The sequence below is a fragment of the Lactobacillus rizhaonensis genome (assembly GCF_036246345.1).
GTDB classification, from domain to species: Bacteria; Bacillota; Bacilli; order Lactobacillales; family Lactobacillaceae; genus Lactobacillus; species Lactobacillus rizhaonensis.
This window is the reverse complement of sequence record NZ_BTTV01000006.1, coordinates 86,374-105,912: the sequence shown is the minus strand read 5'-3', so window position 1 is coordinate 105,912 and position 19,539 is coordinate 86,374. Positions and strand designations below refer to the sequence as shown.

Here is a 19,539-nt window from a genome sequence, read left to right as displayed (position 1 = left end):
AGTAAAGTTATGAAATGACCCCCAAATTTAGGACAAATTTGGAGGTTATTTTTATGACTAAATTATCTAAACAAGATAAAATTAAAATCAAACTAAAAGGACTAACTCCGATTGAATATCGGCAATTAATCCTTAGTTAACAACTAATAAAGTATCCAAATTTTAGGGTTAACATCAAAATTATGTTTATTATTTAACTCTAGATTCTTTAGTTTCCTTTTTCTTTTCTTCAGCTTTATCTTGAACCTTGTCTTTTTGATCGGTAATTTTATCCTTAGTGTCATGAGCAGCACCGGTGATACGGTCCTGTAAGCTGACAGAATCTTTTTCGTGTTGCTCTTTAGTTTTAATGTCAACTACAGTAACGTTGACTTCAACAGTATCTAAGCCAGTCATTTCTTTGACTTTTTCCTGGATCTTTTGCTTAATTTGATCGTATAACTTGGTAATATCAACGCCATATTCAGCAACGATCTCAATATCAACAGCTACTTGCTTTTTACCAACTTCAACATTTACGCCTGAAGTAACATCATCACTGTTAACAATTTTATCGGCAATATTTGAGAAAAAGCCGCCGTTGACAGTTAATAAACCTTTAATATCTGATAAAGCAATGCCAACGATTTTTTGAATTACTTTTGAATCATATTTTAAATCGCCTTTAACTTCAGGCTTTGAACTACTTTGATTTGAACTTGATTGTACCATATTATATATACTCCTTAAATAAGTTATTTATTCTGCAACATTTTTTTGAATACTGGCCAGTAATGTCCAACTAAAAAGCCACAGACCAACATTACAATGACGAAAATAGTTTTGAAAAATCCCAGTACCAAAAAGCAAAATGCCAGTAACACGCCAATTACGGCACCGCTTATTTCTGGGAGGTATTTTTTATATTCTTCTTTCATTTTGACCTCCTTTATTGAACGCGCCTTTCAGGTTTATCTCCTTTGTGATAATTGATAAACTTGATTTTAATTTTTGGTTTTTGTTCAATTCCTAGCAACTGCTTCAGGTTCTTTTTTAATTCTTCAAGATAGTCGTTAAGCAGGGCAGCAATGTTTTCACCAGGACCCAAGTCACCACCGATTTTAATTTTAATTCGGTGGCCTGTTAACTTAGAACTAACTTTGGCATTGTTTAAGTAAGGCAAGTCAGCAAGTGAATTCATTACATAGCCGTTAATGGCTTTTGAAGTAACTTTAACTTGACCATCACTTTTATGAATTAAATTAAAGCTTCTCTGGACTGGCCAAAATAGGATGACAATTAAACTAACAATTAGTATTATAAAAACAATTATATTAATACCAATTAAATACCAGGCAAATATCGGATTAAGAGCACCTAAATGCGGCAATTTAATCTTTAAATACTTTTGCCAAAAACTACTGGTTTCCCATATTAAGTAACAAGGCACAGGTAATAGTAATAACATGCCTAATACCAATAGCCATTTTTTACTCCTCTTCAACTTATCACCATCCTCTCATGGTTCATCTTAATAATAATACTGATTATTTTAACAGACTAATAATATGCACCATATGTATACAATAACAGTTTGTAAAATTGCACACAAAAAGAGCGGTGTTTTAATGCACCGCCCTTTTTAACTTAATATCAGTTAATTACTTATGTATTGTTGAACTTAATTTGCTTGCTGCTGCTTGATCAACAATAAGAGTAACATTTTGGTGTTTTTGTAAGATTGAAGCTGGTACTTCTTCTGTAACTGGACCTTCAACCATCTTTTGCACAGCATCAGCCTTATTGTCACCAAAAGCCATAATCACTATTTCTTTGGCAGACATTATATTTGCAATGCCCATGCAAATAGCTGATTTAGGAACATCGTCAATGTTGTTGAAGAAGCGAGAATTAGCTTTGATGGTATTCTCAGTTAGTTGTACTTCGTGGGTAACAGAATCAAATGAAGTTCCAGGCTCATTAAAAGCAATGTGACCATTTTGACCTAGTCCTAATAGTTGAAGATCAATTGGGTTTTCTGCAATTATTCTGTTGTAGTCAGCTGAAGCGCCTTCGGGATCCTTAATGGCTTTGATTCCATCAGGAACATATGAGTGTTTAAAAGGCTTTTTATCAAACAAATTTTTTTGCATAAAATAATGATAACTTTGGTCATTATCGGGAGTTAAGCCAACGTATTCATCAAGGTTAATACTAATTAAATTGCTGTTATCCAAATCACTTTCGGTCCATTGCTGGTATAAAGTAACGGGAGTTGAGCCGGTTGCCAAACCGATTACTTTAGTGCCATTAGCAATGCTATCTTTAAATAAGTCAAAAGCCTTCTTACTGCCACTGGCTTTATCTTCTGTGATAATAATTTTCATTTTTATTTACGCCTCCATATTAGTTAAGTTAATTATAAATTGGTATATGCCAATTTGTCAACAGGATGCGGCAATAGATATTACTTTAAAATTATGCAAAAAAAGAGCTTACCTATATTTGTTTCACATGTAACAAAAAATAAGTAAACTCTAAAATACTGTTTTTATTCACTTCTTAGTGCAATTGCTGCATCTTTCTTAGCTGCCATCCGCGCTGGCAAGTGGCCACCAATCATAGTTAGAATGGTTGAGATAATAATTAATATCAGGGCGTGCGTAGGGTTAAGTTGTGCCACATTACTTAAGTCAGTAATTGAGTAAAGAAGACTATTAATAGGGAAGACCAGCAACCAAGCAATGAATACACCTAAAACACCGGAAAAAACACCCAAAATAAATGTTTCGGCATCGAATACCCTGGTGATGTCTTTTTTACGGGCACCCAGTGCCTTTAAGATTCCTATTTCCTTAGTTCTTTCTAAAACAGAAGTATAAGTTAAAATACCAATCATAATCATTGATGTTACTAAAGAAATTGCGGCAAAGGCAACTAAGACAGTAGTGATACCGTTAAGCAAGCCGCCAGTCATCGAAGTAACAGCGCTTGACATATCAGTATAGATAATCTTATCTTTTTTCTTTTTACCACGATTCCACTTATCTAAATAATCAAGTACTTTATCTTTGGCATCAAAATCGTTGGGATAAATCATCATGCTAGTCGGTACGGTGGAACCACCAATTGACTGTATCATTTGTTTCTTTTCCTGGGAATTCATACTTTGACCAGTCATGACATTTTGAGTAGTCTTTTTTTGTGCTTTTACTATCTCTGAAGCTTTATTTTTATTGATAATATTTTGTGTTAACTGGTCACTGTAGGCAATTCCTGATGACAAAAGTGCCATAGAATTTTGGTCTTTTGGCCTGATAATGCCTACAATCCGAAGCTTAGTTTTGCTATTATTGTACATAGAATTACTGATTTTTTGTGGAATAAACATACCGGTCGGCAATTTTTGATAATAGTCATTATTGGCGACAATTTTGAAGGTTTTACCAACGAATTTGGGATACTTTATTTTTTCGTCAGCTTTAACTTTGAAACCTAAATTTTTCAAAATATTAATATTTAGTTTATTTTCATTATCTGTTACTAAGACCAAATCGGTAGCTTTATGCGGCCACGCTCCAGACAAAAGTTGATAATTTTCTTTCAGAAAATTACTTTTACCAGAATTAAGTGTGGTAGGAAATACTGATGAGCCTAACCCAGTAGCACTAATTGCTTGCATACGCATTTGGGCAGCTGCTTGAGAACTATCTGAACTAGCTGAAATAGGGGAAAACTGGACACGTTTGATTTTATTTTTACTGCGAGTGAGCAAATTGAGGTTAATCCCTCGCTGATAGGAAATATTGTTAGCATAATCAGGATTTATTTTTTTGACGTAATTAACGTATTTCTGACTAATTTTATTTTGATGAGTTGCTTCCTGCATCTTATCTTTTTCAACAGTTAAATAGCCCCGATTTTTGACATTCTTATCGGATTCGTTACGATCTTCGATACTTGAAGCATCGGTGGCGGTTTGATTGATGGTAACGGGATATTTGGCTAGTGCCTTACTCATCGTTGTATCAATCTGCTTTTGAAAGCCATTAGATAAGGCTAAAACAACTGCGATAGATATAATCCCGATACTTGACGCAAAGGCTGTCAAAGTTGTTCTGCCTTTTTTAGTCATAATATTGGTAAAACTTAACTTGATGGCATTCCAATACGACATTTTTGTCCGTTTCAGCTTAAAAGTATCTTTTTCTTCTTCCTGATTAAAGGGATTGGAATCATTTAAAATTTTACCATCCTGAAAATTGACGATTCGGGTGGCATATTCCTGAGCTAGATCGGGATTATGTGTAACCATAACTACTAAGCGGTCTTTTGACAGTTTTTTAATCAGCTTCATGATTTGCTCAGATGTTTCAGTGTCAAGAGCACCGGTCGGTTCGTCACACAGTAAGATATCAGGATCATTAGCCAAAGCTCGTGCAATTGCGACACGCTGCATTTGACCACCAGATAGTTGATTGGGATTTTTAGAAATATGATCCTTTAAGCCAACTTGGGTTAAAGCATCTACAGCTCGCTTATGACGCTCAGAAGCGGAAACCCCGGATAAATTCATTCCCAATTCGACGTTAGCAATAATTGATAAATGTGAAATTAAGTTATAGTTTTGGAAAACAAAGCCGACAGAATTATTTCTGTAAGCGTCCCGGTCAGTTTCCTTAAAATTTTTAGTGGATTTACCATTAATAATTAAGTCTCCACTATCATAGCGATCAAGTCCGCCAATGACATTTAATAGCGTGGTTTTACCAGACCCACTAGGTCCCAAAATTGCGACAAATTCTTGGTTACGAAATGATATGGAAACATCATCAAGTGCATGCGTAACCGTATCACCGACATGATATGACTTGTGCAAATCTTTTAATTGTAACATGTCTTTTTCTCTTTCTTTTTAATAATTAATTAATAACAGATAGTTTAACATTTATGAAAGAGCAAAGCCAAAAGAAGATAATTATTTTAATGAATAAGTCCAGTTAAATCAAATAAAGCATAGATAATAAAGAATAACACAATTAATAGGATAGCGATAATATGCCGTTTCTTGTTTAAAAGCAAAACTGCAGCAAATTCACGCACGATTGCATTGGGCAGAAAATAAAAACGGGTATAGCAGCCTACGCCGTTGGCATTCAGCCCAGCAGCTTTAGCGTAAAGAGAAGCCCTAAAAATGTGATAATTATTACTGAAAAATTTTGCTCTGTAATTTTTACTGCCAAAATCTTTTGCGGCAACCTCAGCCGAAAATTTCATGTTTTGGTAGGTATTCTTGGAGTTATCTTCTAGTAATATATCACTAGGCTCAATTCCACGAGCGATTGCATATTCAGTCATTGCCTGTGCTTCAGAAACTTTTTCGTCTCCGCCTTTACCACCGGACATAATAAACTTAGGCTTTTTTCTTCCCTTAGTAACCTGCTTTTGAGCATATTCAATTGCACGATTGATACGACTAGCTAAAAGTGGTGTAACTGTTTCACCTTGCGACAAACCGGCACCCAAAACAATTAAATAGTCTTGGTTATATTGTCTAGGTACAATTTGGTAGAAAGTCAAATTTACTAAAAAGTTATAAGCAACAAAAAGCAGATAATCGAAAACAGCTGTTGGTGCATACAAGAGAATTCTAACCCATGATGGCATGTTTCTGAACGGACCAATTAGTGCAATTAACCACACGACTATTATCCCGATACCAATAAAGAGTGTTAATAAGTTTGACAGTGTGTGACTTTCGCGTTTCCAGACAATATATGCATTCCATAAGAAAAACAGCCAGGAAAAGGCAGCCATCATAGTAATTGCGGCTACAAATAAAACTACTAGAATTTCATATGTTAAAATGAGCGGCCTTAAGCTCGTAGATAGAATCATTACTGTGAGCCAAACACCGAATGTTAACAAAAAGACTGTGAAAAGAATACCGTTAAGTAATCTCCGAGGCTCTTTCAACCAGGAAACTAAAAAAACGGTGAGTGTTGCCAGCATAATAAGTGAAAGAATTATAAATGACCGATTCTGGTTTAAGATCTCAAAAAGTCTAATCATAATACCCTGCCTTTGCTCTAGAGATAAGTCTATTATAATAAATATGTATAAAAAGTCCTAGTAAATTAAAGTATGCTAGAATAAGAAAAGTTATTTCCCGGGAAATAACTGCCAATCTGATTGTAATATGTGCGCGTTAACGACAAATACAGGTAAGTTCTATTGTTACTGAGATACTGTGTAAAATTAGTTAAGGATTTACTTTTATTCTAGTCAGAAAGGGGTGTAATAGATGAAAAAGTTTTTCTATTTTCTAGGCAATATAATTACAATAATACTCGCTTTTATACTTTATACGATTGTACAGCAGTTTTATTTTTATCCTTACAGGTTGAGAAAATCATTGGGCTTAGGAAATATTCCTTTTGTACTGTTGACTGCTATGATTACTGTTATAGCTCTGCTATTAGTATTTTACTTTTATTGCTTGCAGTTAAGGCGTAGTAACGAGCGAAATTATAATAGTAAACCACACTGGCAGGTTAAAAAAGTATTGCTGTCTCTTTTAGGGGCAGTAATGTTGATTTTTGTCAGTGCAACTATTCAATTGGCTTTAGGCTTTAATACGGAGCAAACTTCTACTAATCAGAAACTTCTTGATCAAATTTCTTATCAGGCAGGTTACTTTTTTCCTGTAATGGTTATTATTGTGGGACCCATATTTGAGGAAATAATTTTTCGCGGACTTTTTTTTAATGCTTTTTTCAATAAAAACACAAGTAGTAATAAATGGTCGGGCATACTGCTAAGTGGACTTACTTTTGGTTACGCTCACGATCCTGGATTAACTAAATATTTACTCGTTTATTGGGCCTTAGGTTGTGTGTTAGCATGGGTTTACACTACCAGCAAGGATTTACGTTATTCAATTTTATCCCATATGATTTTTAATTCCTTGGGGTTCATATAAAAAGCCTGACAAATTGCGTCTCATGTAAACGCAGATTTATCAGGCTTTTTAAATAGAAAAATTTTTCATTAATTCGTAGTTTTACTGATTCCTGTTTGTTCTGGGTTTTTAGGCGTAGTTTTAGCTAAAAGTGCCAAGCTAATTGAAATCATATCTACTACTTCCTGTAAAATAGCGCCCCAAAATGCGGGAATAGCACCAGTAAATGCAATTAATTCAATAATAATTACTATTGTGATAGCCGTTAATACATCAATATTAGCGACTTTCATCGTATGCTTAGAAATAGCTACGGCATCATTAATTTTAGATAAATCATTTACCATAATAATAGCATCTGCACTTTCACTGGCAGCTGAGGCTCCCTTGGCTCCCATTGCAATACCAACATCAGCAGCAGACAGACTAGGTGCGTCATTAATTCCGTCACCAGTCATCACAACTGGTCGATTTTCTTTCTTTACATTTTTAATCGCAGCTATTTTTTCTGCTGGTAATAATTCATAGCGGATATCTTTTACATTAAGCGCCTTGCCAATTTTAGTTGCAACATCTTTATGATCTCCTGTCAACATCATAATATGAGCATTGCTTTGGCGCCTTAAACGCTTAATTGTCTGCGCACTTTCTGGTCTAACTTGGTCTTTAAATGTGATACAGCCGGCGTATTTATTATCGATTGAGATGTAAATAGCTGTAGCATTGGTTTCCTGCACTTTTTGAAAATTATCTTCTGGTTTAATGTAGCTCAGTTTGCCCACCTTGACTAAATGGTTTTCAACTATCCCACTAACTCCTTGACCAGTTGACTCTTTTATTTGTGTAGCCGGTTTTAAGAGCTTTTTATCCGCTACTTTAACTAGTGAATTGGCAATAATATGGCTTGATTGTTGTTCGACACTAGTGGCGTAGCTTTGTAGAGTTTCTGCACTATAACTGCTATTATCAGCAGGAATGATTTCATCAATTACCAGTTGATTTTCCGTCAAAGTACCAGTTTTATCAAAGGCAAAAGTTTTTGCTGTTGCTAGTTGTTCCAATGTGGGACCAGATTTGACAATAATATGGTGTTTAGACATGGAACTCATGCCAGATACTAATGCCACAGGCGCAGCTATTAATAATGGGCAAGGCGAAGCAACAACCATAACTTCTGCGAAGTTAATTGGATTACCGGAATGAATCCAAGCCGCGAGTCCTATTACTAAGGAAATGATAGTAAAAGGAACAGCATAGCGATCAGCCATTTTGACAAATTTAGCCGGCTGCGCTTGCGAAGATTTAACTAATGAAACGATTGTTTGATATTCTGAATCACTAGCTTTTTTAGTAACAGCCATTTCAACAGCAACACTACCATTAATTGAACCGGACATTAATTGATCCCCAGGATTTTTGGCAACTGGTACCGATTCACCGGTTAAAGAAGATTGATCAAAAGTGGATTCACCTTTAATGACTTTTCCATCTACTGGTACCTGTTCACCAGGCTTAATTAGAATGTGATCGCCAATTGCTAATTGTTCTACATTTACCGAAATAATTTTTTGATTGCTGATTTTGTTGGCAATAGTAGGGGAATTGTTTAAAAGTGAACGGAGTTCCTTATCTGCTTGACCAGTGGCGTAATCTTCTAAAGCTTGCCCACCAGTCATCATAACTAGAATCATCCATTCAGCCCAAATGTCACCAATTAGAATAGTAGAAACGACAGCTATTACAGCTAAGATATCAACACCGTACCGTCCCGATTTAAAGTCGCCAACTATTTCAGTGATCAAGGAATATGCCATTATAACACCGACTAAATCCATTAGGATAGTTTCAATTGGAAATTGTAAACTTCCCAGTTGAAAAAGACTTTTTGTTTTTAAGCCAAACTGGCAAATAAAAGCTACTATTCCGATAGCTAAAACACAAAAAAACTTCCACTGACGTTTAAAACTCATGCATTATGCCTCCAACAAAAAGAAATATACCTCTATTTTAGCACTAATTTAGACTTATTCTAAATTAGTGCTAAATTTTAGGTAAAAAAAAAGCCAGTCATCTGACTGCTTCTTTTAATTAGTGGTTTTTTAACTTAATGATCTTATTTGCTTGATTCTCTGCTTTAATTGACTTGGGTGTAGTTCTCGCTGTGTGCTTTTTAACATTAAAAGTTTTGTATTCATCTTTAGCTGGATGAATGTGGAAAATTTTAGTCCGTCCTAATGAGTCAATCAAATCGGAGGAAGACATTGTAATAAAGTCATCATTATCACCATAATCATCAGTTTCTGCAAAATACTGGTTAATTTTTGCAATTCCCTTTTCTGAAAAGTGTTCTTCTTTGGCTAAATCAAGGAGAAGAGCGTGTAAGCGCGAAGCAGACACCAATTCATGCTGCAAAATTATAAAAATCCACGAAAAGTTGGAATCTATTGATTTAAGCCGCTTATTTATTTTATCTTTGTAAAAAGCATCAGTGATTTTAGCAGCCTCGTCCATACTATCTGGGCTCTTTGTCAAATTTTTTAGTTGAGAAACCAACTCAGCTCTGTCTTTTAGTGATAGCTCTTGATCATTTGGGTAAGTCCAATTTTTTATAATTGCGCTTATCAAAAATGTCAATTGCGCAGAAATTGTTTTACTTGCCATATTAGTGCTCTTCTTTTCTAATTATTCAAGAAATATCTATTAATTTTTATTAACTAATTTAGCAAAGCGTTATTTAATTTTTTAAGATCAGGGATGTCAATATTGTAATTGCGTATATGTCTACAAAATAACACAAAATCAAAATCAATTTTTCACATTGTACTAACTAAATAGCTGGATTACCAAATAAAACCTAGATTTCCCTAGCTAATTATATTATAGCTTAATTTGAAGTAAAGTACACTAAAAAATGTAATAAATAATTATAAATTTACAGTATATCTCATAATTGCTTATTTTTAGTAATTGGAGTAACTTTATATTCCTTTTCAAAGTTGTGCGCTATGTAATTAAATGCTTTAATCCATTCGCGTCTTGTCAGTAGTCCTTGAAAAACGTCATAGTCATCAACGACGGGTAAAAAGGCATTGTCAACTAGTAAATGAAGCTGTGTTTCCAGGGTAGTTTGCACAAAGTTGATTTTGTCAAACTCGGTTTGCATTACATCGCGTACTTGTAATTGATTTAATGGTTCAAGAGAAATATCATCTGTTTCCATCATTTTATCTGTGATCATTGCTAAACTTAGTAGGCCAACTACACGGCTTTCGCGGTCAAGGACTGGAATTTTTGAATATTTAACGCGAGTTAAAATCATAAAGGCATGGTACAAAGGATTGTCATCTTCGACAAATGCAATACGGGAAGCAGGAATAATGAATGAACCTGATTTTTCTTCCAGTAAGTGTTTTATTGTGGGTGAAAACATTAGATATAGACCTCTCATATTGATAAGTAATAAATAACTAAATTAATCCTATAACAAAGAAAAAAGGCTCGCAAGGTGTGCGAGCCTGTTAGTTTTCATCTACTTTGAAGGAGTAAGAATGAATGAAATAAAAAAGTGGGAGTATGGTAGTAAGCATTGCTATTGCTTACTACATTTAAAATGATATCTCTAAATTATGAAGTTAAGGTAGAAAATCTCTTATAAAAGAGTAAAGAATTTCTTTAGAACTGTTTAAGAGTATAGAAAAACTCACGTAATGCACGTGAGTCGAAAGGGATAGATATGAAAATGACCTGTAAAGTCATTTCGGTTTTTTCATTATTATACTTGGAGGAGTATGAATGAAAAACAAAAAGTTGAGTATGATATAGAAAAGATATATATCTTTTCTATATCACAATTATAGTATAACTATAAAATGTGAAAAAAGTATGACGAAAATGACAAAATACAAATTTCGGTTGCTACAAAATTGTTTGTTACAAAACTCATTGTTATAATTAGGTTTACTCTATTTGAAAGGGATAATTGAGATTTTAAGGAGAAAAATGAGTAGACAAGATTATCGTAAAAAAATCACTTTCTGGTTACGCTTTTCTGGGTGGCTTTGTTTACTTCCGGCAAGCGTCTGGCTGCGACTATATCAATTAATTGGTCAAGGTGCATTGGCCTACACGTTTTTAGGGGAACTAATTTTTACTGTTTTATTTGCCACATATATTTTAACTACCGCAGAGAGTGAGCGTTGGTTAAAGCCAACTAATCTTTTTATCTTATTAATAATTACTATACTGTTTGGCTCATTCATAATTTTAATTCCGCTTTGTTTTGCTTATAATGATTGTCGCAAGTTGAACGACGAACGATAAACGGACGAAATGGGAAAATATTTAAATTTGGTAAAAATTTGAGGTGGATTTTTGGGTGACAAAACTTTAGTAGTACTATATTCGATAGTACATTTTGTTAATATTGAGAAAGATATGAAATTATGGCTAAAAAAGAGAAAAATGATTCACGTGGAAAACGTATTGGGAAGTTCATTTTAACAACAGTTATCTATTGTGTCATTTTAATGGTGTTAATTTATTTATATCAATACAGTGGGCTGACTTCTGTTCACTTTATTTATAACGAATTTTAAGCTGGTACAAATCATGATTGAAAATGTAATAAAAAAAATTGATGAAGTTGCTCAAGCGGATCCTGAACGTATTGCCTATGACTATTTAGGTCAAACTAATACCTATGGTGATCTCAAAAAACGCTCAGATGAATGGGCTCATAAAATTGCTGGTTTAGGACTTTCACCGCAAAGTCCCGTTATGATCTGGGGCGGTCAGGATTTTGAAATGATTGCCAGCTTCTTGGGCTGTGTTAAATCAGGTCATGCCTATATTCCTATTGCCAGTTACTCCAACGCAGAGCGAATAGTCATGATTCAGGAAGTTTCTCAATCTGAAGCAATTCTTGCAATTGATGATCTGCCAGAAATTGATTTACCGCCTATTAAGGTTGTACATCCTAAAGATGTGGAAAAGGGAAATTATGAACCCGATCCTGCAAATTTTGTCCAAGGTGATGACAACTTTTACATTATTTTTACTTCGGGCACCAGTGGCAAACCTAAAGGCGTGCAGATTAGTCATAATAATCTGCTTAGCTTTATTAACTGGGAAATGACAGACTTTGATCTGCCTCAGCATCCAGCATTTTTGTCCCAAGCACCGTATTCATTTGATCTTTCAGTGATGAGTCTTTATCCGGCTTTAGTTGGAGCAGGGAAGTTAGTGGCTTTACCACATGAAGTAACACAAAATTTTGCTCAATTATTTCAGACTCTGCCCCAATTACAATTTAACGTTTGGGTTTCAACTCCGTCATTTGCGCAAATGTGTTTTTTGGATAAAACTTTTACTGCTGATCATCACCCAAACTTGACTCACTTTTTGTTCTGTGGTGAGGAATTGCCCCACAATGAAGTAGTTATGCTAAAAAAGAAATTTCCTCAGGCACGCATTTTTAACACCTATGGACCTACCGAAACAACAGTTGCAGTCACCCAAGTGGAAATTACAGATGCAATTTTAAAGAAATATGACCGCTTGCCAATTGGCAAGGTTAAAGCGGACACCAAAATAACTATTGACAAAACTAAAGGTGATCAGCCTGATGAAGGTGAAATCATTATTACTGGCCCAAGTACATCTAAGGGTTATATGAATAATCCGGAGAAGACTGCTAAGGCTTTCTTTAAAAAGCCGGGTGACCAATATCTCAGTCATCGTTCAGGCGATGAAGGTTTCTTCGACCAGGACATGCTCTTTTATCGCGGGCGGATTGACTTCCAGATCAAATTCAACGGCTACCGCATCGAGCTGGAAGAAATCAACCATTATATCGGTATGAATAAACTGGTTGATCATGGTGTAGCTGCACCTAAATATAATCAGGACCATACGGTTAAGCAGATTGTAGCGGAAATCAAACTCAAAGATGGTGTTAAAGAACAATATTCCGAAGCAGAAATTACCAAAATGATTCGGGATGATTTAGCTAAGGATCTGATGCCATATATGATTCCGCAACGTTATGTTTACCGTGAAACATTACCAGTCTCACAAAATGGCAAAGTTGACATTAAGGCCGTCATTAAGGAGGTCAACGAGTAGTGAACTTTAACTTCATTAACTTACAGCCTTATTCCAATCCGCATTACTTTGTGTATTTGATGATTGGCTTAATCCCCATTATCATCGGGCTGTATTGGGGGCATCGCTTCAAAATCTATGAAGTTGTGTTCTCGTTAGTTTTTTTATTTCTCATTTTTGATGGCGAAAAATGGCAACAGGGCGTTAGCCTGATCATTTATATTCTGTTTCAGCTCCTGGTTTCCTATGGCTATCTCTATTATCGCAAGCGCCAAAACAGTTCAAATAAAACCTGGGTCTTTTACCTAGCGGTAATTTTAGCAATTGTGCCGCTGATTTTAGTCAAAGTGCAGACTGCTTTCCCGCAAGCTAAAATTCCAGGAGTCTTGGCCTTTCTGGGTATTTCCTATCTTACTTTCAAGACCGTGCAGGTTGTGATGGAAGTGCGTGATGGTGCTATTAAAGAACTTAATCTGGGAACGTATTTACGCTTTCTCTTGTTCTTTCCCACCATTTCCTCAGGCCCAATTGATCGCTATCGCAGATTTGCCAAGGAGTGTGATGCTGTTCCTAAGCGTGAGCAATATTTAAATGACTTGGAACTTGCAACCCGTTACTTGTTTCAGGGCTTTCTCTATAAATTTGTTCTGGGCTGGTTCTTTGGTACATATTGGCTGCCGCGAATTACCAGGGCTGCCTTGATCACAGGTACTGCCAATGGCGGTTTAAAACTTTCTTGGTGGTTAGTGGCTTATATGTACTGCTACAGTATGTATTTGTTCTTTGACTTTGCCGGTTATTCCTTATTTGCCGTGTCAATTTCCTATTTTATGGGTATTCACACTCCAATGAACTTTAATAAGCCGTTTATTTCACAAAATATTAAAGAATTCTGGAACCGCTGGCACATGACTTTGTCCTTTTGGTTTCGGGACTACATCTACATGCGGTTTACCTTCTTCGCCATGAAGAAAAAGCTGTTCAAGAATCCTGTTCGGCTGTCACAAGCAGCATACTTGCTCTTGTTTCTGGTGATGGGTTTCTGGCACGGGCTGACCTGGTATTATATTGTTTATGGATTGTTTCATGCTGTGGCCATTATCATCAATGATTGCTGGCTGCGGTTTAAGAAGAAGCACAAAGACAAATTGCCATCAAATAAATACACCAAATGGCTGGCTATCTTTGTCACTTTCAATGTAGTTTGTTTTAGTTTCCTGATATTCTCAGGTTTTCTCAGTCAACTATGGTTTGGCTGGAAGTAAGCAAGAATTTTATCTAAGGAGTTTTTTACAATGGATACCAAAAAAGAAGTTTTAGCAATTTTACAAGATTTAACTGGTGAAGATTTAGCAGACAGAATGGATGAAAATATTTTTGCCAACGGCTTAATGGATTCAATGGCTAGTGTCCAAATGCTATTAAATTTACAGGAAAAATTTCAAATTGATGTACCAGTTTCTGAATTTGATAGAAACGAATGGGATACGCCTAATAAAATTGTGGCAAAGGTGGAAAATTTAGAAAATGAGTAACAAACGCCGGCTGTGGCAGATATTTGGCCCAGTGCTCTGCGCCGCCATCTTGTTACTGGTTATCTTTTTAATGCCGTGGGAGCGGACATTTTCGCAAGGTGCCATTTATCAAGCAGCTAATTCCCAGACCACGACCATTTTTAAAGGCTCTTTGATGAAACAGGATGCCTTTAAAGATGACTACGTGCCTTTTTACGGGTCAAGTGAACTGTCACGACTTGATCCCCTGCACCCGAGTGTAATTGCGCAAAAATATCACCGCGATTACCGGCCGTTTTTGTTAGGTGGCCCGGGTAGCCAGTCTTTGGCACATTTTTTAGAGATGCAGGGCACGTCAAAACAGCTTAAGGGTAAAAAAGCCGTGGTGATTGTTTCACCGCAATGGTTTACCAAGAAGGGGCAAAATCCAGATGCTTTTGCCTTGTATTATTCACCGCTGCAGGCCTGCAATTTTCTCTTAAACAGCAAGAAAACCAGTATAACTAACCGCTATGCGGCTAAACGTTTCTTGCAGATGCCGGAAGTGAAAGGCGTTATTAAACTGGGAATGAGAAGAGCTGCCCGAGGAGAGCAGCTGACCGGGTTTCAACGTTTCTACTTGGAGAACCAGCGGCGCATACTTAACAATGAAGACAAGTTCTTTAGTACCTTTCAATTACGAGACCGCATCAAAAAGATCAATAAGCAGGCTAAACTTTTGCCGGCTACTTATTCAGTCAAGGCCTTAGACCGGGTAGCAAGTGAGCAGGCTGAACTTAACACTAATTCTAATAGCTTTGGTATTAATAACCGCTTTTTTAAGCGGCGCTTGAATAAACGTTTATTGGTTAAATTGAAGGGCAGTCAACGGCACTTTAACTACACTAAATCAGTAGAATACAGTGATTTTGAACTGATGTTGCACCAGTTTGCCAAGCAACATACCAATGTGTTATTCATTATCCCGCCGATCAATGAAAAGTGGTCTAATTATACGGGCTTATCGCAGGAAATGTATCAAAAGGCCGTTTCCAAGATTAAGTATCAGCTGGCCAGTCAGGGCTTTGATAACGTCACCGATTTGTCTAAGCGCGGCGGTGAACAGTACTTCATGGAAGATACGATTCACCTAGGTTGGCGCGGCTGGGTAGCAGTCGACCGGGCAGTAAAGCCGTTTATGGCGCAAGCTAATGTACCGCATAACTATAATATTCATAACTATTTTTATAGTAAAAAGTGGCAAAAAAAGCCGTACCAGATTAGTTTAACAAATGAAAATCCGGTAAACGGCACTTCAAAAGAATCTTTAAAAGGAAAATAGTGCGCCAGCAAATTGATGCTCTCAGAATAAAGGGCTCAATTCTAGTCATTAAAAATGACAAGATAATGCTTAACTATGCTTTAGGCAATAACACTGACACTAGTTATCTAATTAATTCAGTACAAAAATCCATGACTGCCGCAATTATCATGCACCTAGTGCAAGAGGGCAAGTTAAGTTTGCAGGATAAATTAAGTAAATTTTATCCGCAAATTGCTGGAGCGAAGAAGGTTAAGCTGAAAAACCTGCTGGCAATGACCGCTGGTCTTGATCTTAAACCAGGGGCAAGACTGGGACAAAAGCATTTTGTTTCGGATAATGATAATATCCAACATGATGCGGTTAACACTGTTTTTGAGCCCGCCTTGTTAAATAAGTGGCACTATAGCTCGCTAAATTATGTTTACTTGTGCGGTATTATGAGTAAAATAACGGGCCAAAGCTATGAGCAGTTATTCCAGGACACCTATGTCAGACCATTAAAGTTGAAACAAACAGAATTTTTGTGGTCAAAGCCGGGCAAAATTATTGCCAGTCATTTGGTACCGGGTATGATTTATCGCAAAGGCCGCTATGATGTAGTTAAGCATAAAGCAGCCCTAAGGGATGCTCATAGTGAGTTAGGTGCTGGCTCAGTAGTAATGTCAAATCATGATTTGGCTAAAGTAATACGATATCTGCTGACTGGTAGTTTACTAACCCGCAGGAGCCGCAAATTGCTTTACCAAGCGGCCCCTCCGGCCTATTATAATGGTGGCTTTTATAACAATATTAAGCTGAAAACCAAAACGGCTAATGGAGCCGGACAGGGCTATTATACTTTCATGCGTAGCACTAATAATGCCAAAACCATTCTGATTATTCAGTCTAATAAAACTCGTGAAGGTCGATTTGGTCGACTAAAAGGGCAAATAAATCAAATTATGTTGGAACTGCTTGGCCGTAAGGCTTACAGTGCAAATATAATTGGCTAAAACTTGTTTTTTGGTTAATTGCATGCTAAAATTCTGTTGTGTCGCCATAGGGAAGTAATCATTTTCTCCGGTAGCGAAAATGTAAATTTCTATATGTGGTCAGTAGTGGTGACACAAACACTGTGTGAGCTTAGTTCCGATGTTGGTGGAACTAGGCTTTTTTTGTCTTTTCTTTGCTACATACCATTATTCGAGAGTAAAATGTAATTAGTATATACTAGATAAGGAGATTAGTTATGAACAGAGCAGAACTGAAACTAGAAGCTAGAAATCGGCTTCGTCATAACTGGGGCTGGGCTATTAGTATTGGTATCGTAATGACACTATTTGTCGGTTTCTTTTTTGCTGCACCAGCAGTAAATGGTTCACTTAAGACTGCGAATAATGTAAATGATGTCATGGGAACTGGCTCAATTGATTCACTGTTTAAGCCTGCATTTTGGGCAGGACAAATAGGACCTGATAATGGTTTAACTTTTATTGGTAGTTTTTTCATGTTGAGCATGGTGATAACATTTTTGCATTTTGCTCGCGGAGAAAGGTTAAGCTTTTTTAAGGGAATTTTTTCTACTTTTACTGATGGCCGTTTTATTCCAGAATTTCTAAATTTTCTTTTTAGCTCTATTTTTCAATTTTTATGGACTTTATTATTATTCATTCCCGGGTTAATTAAATCCTATTCTTATGCTATGACGCCATATATTGTTAATGATTTGGTGGAAAGTGGACAAGAGGTACATGCCACAACAGCAATTACTGCAAGCCGTCAGCTGATGGCTGGTCATAAGTGGGAATTGTTCGTACTTAATTTAAGCTTTATTGGCTGGTATCTATTATGTCTTATTACTTTAGGTATTGGGTTTATTTGGCTGATTCCTTATGAACAAACAACTAAAGCTAATTTTTACCGTCAATTGGCCGGAGATCGTTATTTAAAAAAGTAAATTGGTAACAAACTAAAAGAGCAAGGCAATAGCTGTCTTGCTCTTTTAGTTTTGTTTTAAGAAAGTTTAGTATTTATTTAAATCCTCAATACTTTCCTGAAACCATTTTCCCGCATACGCAGAATTGAAATTGTCGGTTTTTTTAAGCGCATCTTTGATTTGGCTGGAACTTAAGTGATCTAATAAATATAGTTTTAATGCCTTATTGATTAGGTCATTAAATTCTGTATCAGTAGTTTCTAAATATTTATCTGTTAGTTTTGCCACTTTTTCAGTTAATTCGATTTTCTTTCTGCTCATGTTCTCGCCTCTTAAAATACAATTTCATTATACCATTTTATTCATAACTAATAATAAAAAAGATAATGGGTGATAAAAATGGCTCGCATTAAAAAATTAGAGTATTATTTTCTTTTAAATATAATAATTAAAAATAAGGTTTGAAATAATGACAAAATTTACTATCAATTTTATAGCTCGTCTGCAGGAATTTTCTTTTTTTCGTGCAACAAGACGAACTATGGCAATGTTAATGCCAATTGCTGTAGTTGGCTCCTATTTTAAGCTTTTAGGTGATTTGATCTTTACACCTAACGGATTAATCTATAATATTTTCAATTTGGATAAAGTTCTATCAGATCACATTTGGTATGGTGGCTCTTTTGTGTGCCGAGGAATGGTAGAAATTACTTTTGGCGTATTTGGAGTCTATGCTAGTTATTTTATGGCTCGTTACACCGCACGCCTTTACCATAAGGATTCAACCATGGCAGGTCTAACAGCAGTCTTAATAATGCTTTTTTGTTCATATGCTTCCAGTAGTGGCCGTAATGCTCGTATGCCTTTTACAGCCAGTTTGTTACAAATTAATGCAGTTTTTATTGCCTTAATTGTAGGATACTGTGTGGGCCAAATATTTCATTTATTAGGGAAAGACTTTTCTTACGTTGAATATGAGGGCACAAAAGTAATTCAAAAAAGAGCAGGGGATGCCGTTTTACCCAGCGCTGTTTCATTATTATTAGGTGTTTTTTTAGGCATTTTAATTTATGAATTACAGCTTAAATTACTTAATTCCGCCAGTTTTAATGAAATTGTCAGCAGGGTCCAGACTACTAATAACTTTGGCGAGGTGCTGTTATTGACAACCGTAATTACTTTTTTGGATTGGCTTGGAATTGGGTACCCATTGCGTTCTCTAACAGGAATGGTAAATAACGCCTTTACTGCAGAAAATTTAACATATACATTAAAACACGGTAATTCTTGGAATGTGCCGTATAAATACCTAGGCAGCTCACTTATTAACAGTTACGGCATAATGGGCGGTGCGAGCGTTGTTTTGGCTGTTATTGTGTTACTACTTATCAGAAGAGATAACAGGGAAAACGAAATAAATGCTAAAATTAACTTGTTGCCTGCTGCTTTTGGTTCAAGCTTGGGATTTGCAGTTGGCTTACCTTTAATTTTAAATCCTGTTTTTATATTACCTAGTGTTTTAATTCCTCTTATTAATATGACAATAGCAGTAGCAGTTATTAGTTTACACATTATTCCAGTTTGCGTTTACCAGAATTTAAAAGGGACTCCGGGATTATTGGTTTCCTTTTTTGGCACCAACGGTAGCTGGGCGACGCTGTTCTTTACACTATTGTTATTTTTATTGGATATCTTTTTATTACTACCTGTAATTAAGATTAATGAAAAGATAGAATTAAGAATTAAAAATCAGGAGATGGAATAG

The 19,539-nt window shown here is 35.9% G+C and carries 20 protein-coding genes; 10 read left to right on the top strand and 10 right to left on the bottom strand.

Annotated features, from left to right (window positions below; translation table 11 throughout):
• Positions 1 to 189 precede the first annotated feature (189 nt).
• The 6 genes from AAA915_RS08010 to AAA915_RS07985 all read right to left on the bottom strand — a co-directional run bounded on the left by AAA915_RS08010 (position 190) and on the right by AAA915_RS07985 (position 6,054).
• Positions 190 to 720 carry an Asp23/Gls24 family envelope stress response protein gene (locus AAA915_RS08010; RefSeq protein WP_420915123.1) on the bottom strand — a complete coding sequence of 177 codons (531 nt, stop codon included), beginning with the start codon at positions 718 to 720 and terminating at the stop codon, positions 190 to 192.
• Between the two features lie 14 nt (positions 721 to 734).
• Positions 735 to 917: a DUF2273 domain-containing protein gene (locus AAA915_RS08005; RefSeq protein ID WP_034978562.1), complete on the bottom strand. Its 183-nt coding sequence runs from the start codon at positions 915 to 917 to the stop codon at positions 735 to 737.
• Between the two features lie 11 nt (positions 918 to 928).
• Positions 929 to 1,483 carry an alkaline shock response membrane anchor protein AmaP gene (gene amaP, locus AAA915_RS08000; RefSeq protein WP_338201318.1) on the bottom strand — a complete coding sequence of 185 codons (555 nt, stop codon included), beginning with the start codon at positions 1,481 to 1,483 and terminating at the stop codon, positions 929 to 931.
• Between the two features lie 157 nt (positions 1,484 to 1,640).
• On the bottom strand, positions 1,641 to 2,366 hold the full coding sequence (locus tag AAA915_RS07995) for a glucosamine-6-phosphate deaminase (RefSeq protein WP_338201316.1): 726 nt from the start codon (positions 2,364 to 2,366) through the stop codon (positions 1,641 to 1,643).
• A 164-nt stretch (positions 2,367 to 2,530) separates the two neighbouring features.
• A complete protein-coding gene (locus tag AAA915_RS07990; protein WP_338201314.1) occupies positions 2,531 to 4,876 on the bottom strand; it encodes an ABC transporter ATP-binding protein/permease in 2,346 nt (781 codons plus the stop codon).
• An 86-nt stretch (positions 4,877 to 4,962) separates the two neighbouring features.
• Entirely contained in the window at positions 4,963 to 6,054 is a 1,092-nt protein-coding gene (locus tag AAA915_RS07985) for a YdcF family protein (protein ID WP_420915122.1), read from the bottom strand.
• 340 nt (positions 6,055 to 6,394) lie between these two features.
• Between AAA915_RS07985 and AAA915_RS07980 the strand changes: the two genes are divergently transcribed.
• A complete protein-coding gene (locus AAA915_RS07980) occupies positions 6,395 to 6,961 on the top strand; it encodes a CPBP family intramembrane glutamic endopeptidase (RefSeq protein WP_338201310.1) in 567 nt (188 codons plus the stop codon).
• A gap of 68 nt (positions 6,962 to 7,029) precedes the next feature.
• On the opposite strand, the gene AAA915_RS07975 is transcribed toward AAA915_RS07980, so the two are convergent.
• From AAA915_RS07975 to cbpB, 3 genes are all read right to left on the bottom strand, one after another.
• Positions 7,030 to 8,910 carry a heavy metal translocating P-type ATPase gene (locus tag AAA915_RS07975; RefSeq protein WP_294605138.1) on the bottom strand — a complete coding sequence of 627 codons (1,881 nt, stop codon included), beginning with the start codon at positions 8,908 to 8,910 and terminating at the stop codon, positions 7,030 to 7,032.
• A gap of 118 nt (positions 8,911 to 9,028) precedes the next feature.
• Complete coding sequence (locus tag AAA915_RS07970) at positions 9,029 to 9,601, bottom strand: hypothetical protein (RefSeq protein WP_338201307.1); 573 nt, start codon at positions 9,599 to 9,601, stop codon at positions 9,029 to 9,031.
• Positions 9,602 to 9,884: 283 nt separating this feature from the next.
• Positions 9,885 to 10,370 (bottom strand): cyclic-di-AMP-binding protein CbpB, encoded by a 486-nt coding sequence (gene cbpB, locus AAA915_RS07965; RefSeq protein WP_338201305.1) that lies wholly within the window; start codon positions 10,368 to 10,370, stop codon positions 9,885 to 9,887.
• Between the two features lie 569 nt (positions 10,371 to 10,939).
• On the opposite strand from cbpB, the gene AAA915_RS07960 reads away from it, so the two are divergent.
• The 8 genes from AAA915_RS07960 to AAA915_RS07925 all read left to right on the top strand — a co-directional run bounded on the left by AAA915_RS07960 (position 10,940) and on the right by AAA915_RS07925 (position 17,795).
• Entirely contained in the window at positions 10,940 to 11,260 is a 321-nt protein-coding gene (locus tag AAA915_RS07960) for a hypothetical protein (protein ID WP_174794607.1), read from the top strand.
• Between the two features lie 122 nt (positions 11,261 to 11,382).
• Positions 11,383 to 11,535: a teichoic acid D-Ala incorporation-associated protein DltX gene (locus tag AAA915_RS07955; protein ID WP_046325722.1), complete on the top strand. Its 153-nt coding sequence runs from the start codon at positions 11,383 to 11,385 to the stop codon at positions 11,533 to 11,535.
• 13 nt (positions 11,536 to 11,548) lie between these two features.
• Positions 11,549 to 13,063 (top strand): D-alanine--poly(phosphoribitol) ligase subunit DltA, encoded by a 1,515-nt coding sequence (dltA, locus tag AAA915_RS07950; RefSeq protein WP_338201301.1) that lies wholly within the window; start codon positions 11,549 to 11,551, stop codon positions 13,061 to 13,063.
• Complete coding sequence (gene dltB, locus AAA915_RS07945; RefSeq protein ID WP_174794609.1) at positions 13,063 to 14,307, top strand: D-alanyl-lipoteichoic acid biosynthesis protein DltB; 1,245 nt, start codon at positions 13,063 to 13,065, stop codon at positions 14,305 to 14,307. Before dltA ends, dltB begins: the two co-directional genes overlap by 1 nt.
• 30 nt (positions 14,308 to 14,337) lie before the next feature.
• The gene (gene dltC / locus AAA915_RS07940; RefSeq protein ID WP_046325719.1) at positions 14,338 to 14,577 is read left to right on the top strand and encodes a D-alanine--poly(phosphoribitol) ligase subunit DltC; all 240 of its coding nucleotides are present in this window, start codon (positions 14,338 to 14,340) and stop codon (positions 14,575 to 14,577) included.
• Positions 14,570 to 15,877 (top strand): D-alanyl-lipoteichoic acid biosynthesis protein DltD, encoded by a 1,308-nt coding sequence (gene dltD / locus AAA915_RS07935; protein ID WP_338201298.1) that lies wholly within the window; start codon positions 14,570 to 14,572, stop codon positions 15,875 to 15,877. The genes dltC and dltD overlap by 8 nt, the downstream gene beginning before the upstream one ends.
• Entirely contained in the window at positions 15,877 to 16,851 is a 975-nt protein-coding gene (locus AAA915_RS07930) for a serine hydrolase domain-containing protein (protein ID WP_338201296.1), read from the top strand. The genes dltD and AAA915_RS07930 overlap by 1 nt, the downstream gene beginning before the upstream one ends.
• Positions 16,852 to 17,087: 236 nt before the next feature.
• On the top strand, positions 17,088 to 17,795 hold the full coding sequence (locus tag AAA915_RS07925) for a DUF975 family protein (RefSeq protein WP_338201294.1): 708 nt from the start codon (positions 17,088 to 17,090) through the stop codon (positions 17,793 to 17,795).
• Between the two features lie 66 nt (positions 17,796 to 17,861).
• On the opposite strand, the gene AAA915_RS07920 is transcribed toward AAA915_RS07925, so the two are convergent.
• Positions 17,862 to 18,095 carry a hypothetical protein gene (locus AAA915_RS07920; RefSeq protein ID WP_174794613.1) on the bottom strand — a complete coding sequence of 78 codons (234 nt, stop codon included), beginning with the start codon at positions 18,093 to 18,095 and terminating at the stop codon, positions 17,862 to 17,864.
• Between the two features lie 148 nt (positions 18,096 to 18,243).
• Here AAA915_RS07920 and AAA915_RS07915 point away from each other — a divergent pair, with 148 nt between their 5' ends.
• Positions 18,244 to 19,539 carry a PTS sugar transporter subunit IIC gene (locus tag AAA915_RS07915; protein ID WP_338201291.1) on the top strand — a complete coding sequence of 432 codons (1,296 nt, stop codon included), beginning with the start codon at positions 18,244 to 18,246 and terminating at the stop codon, positions 19,537 to 19,539.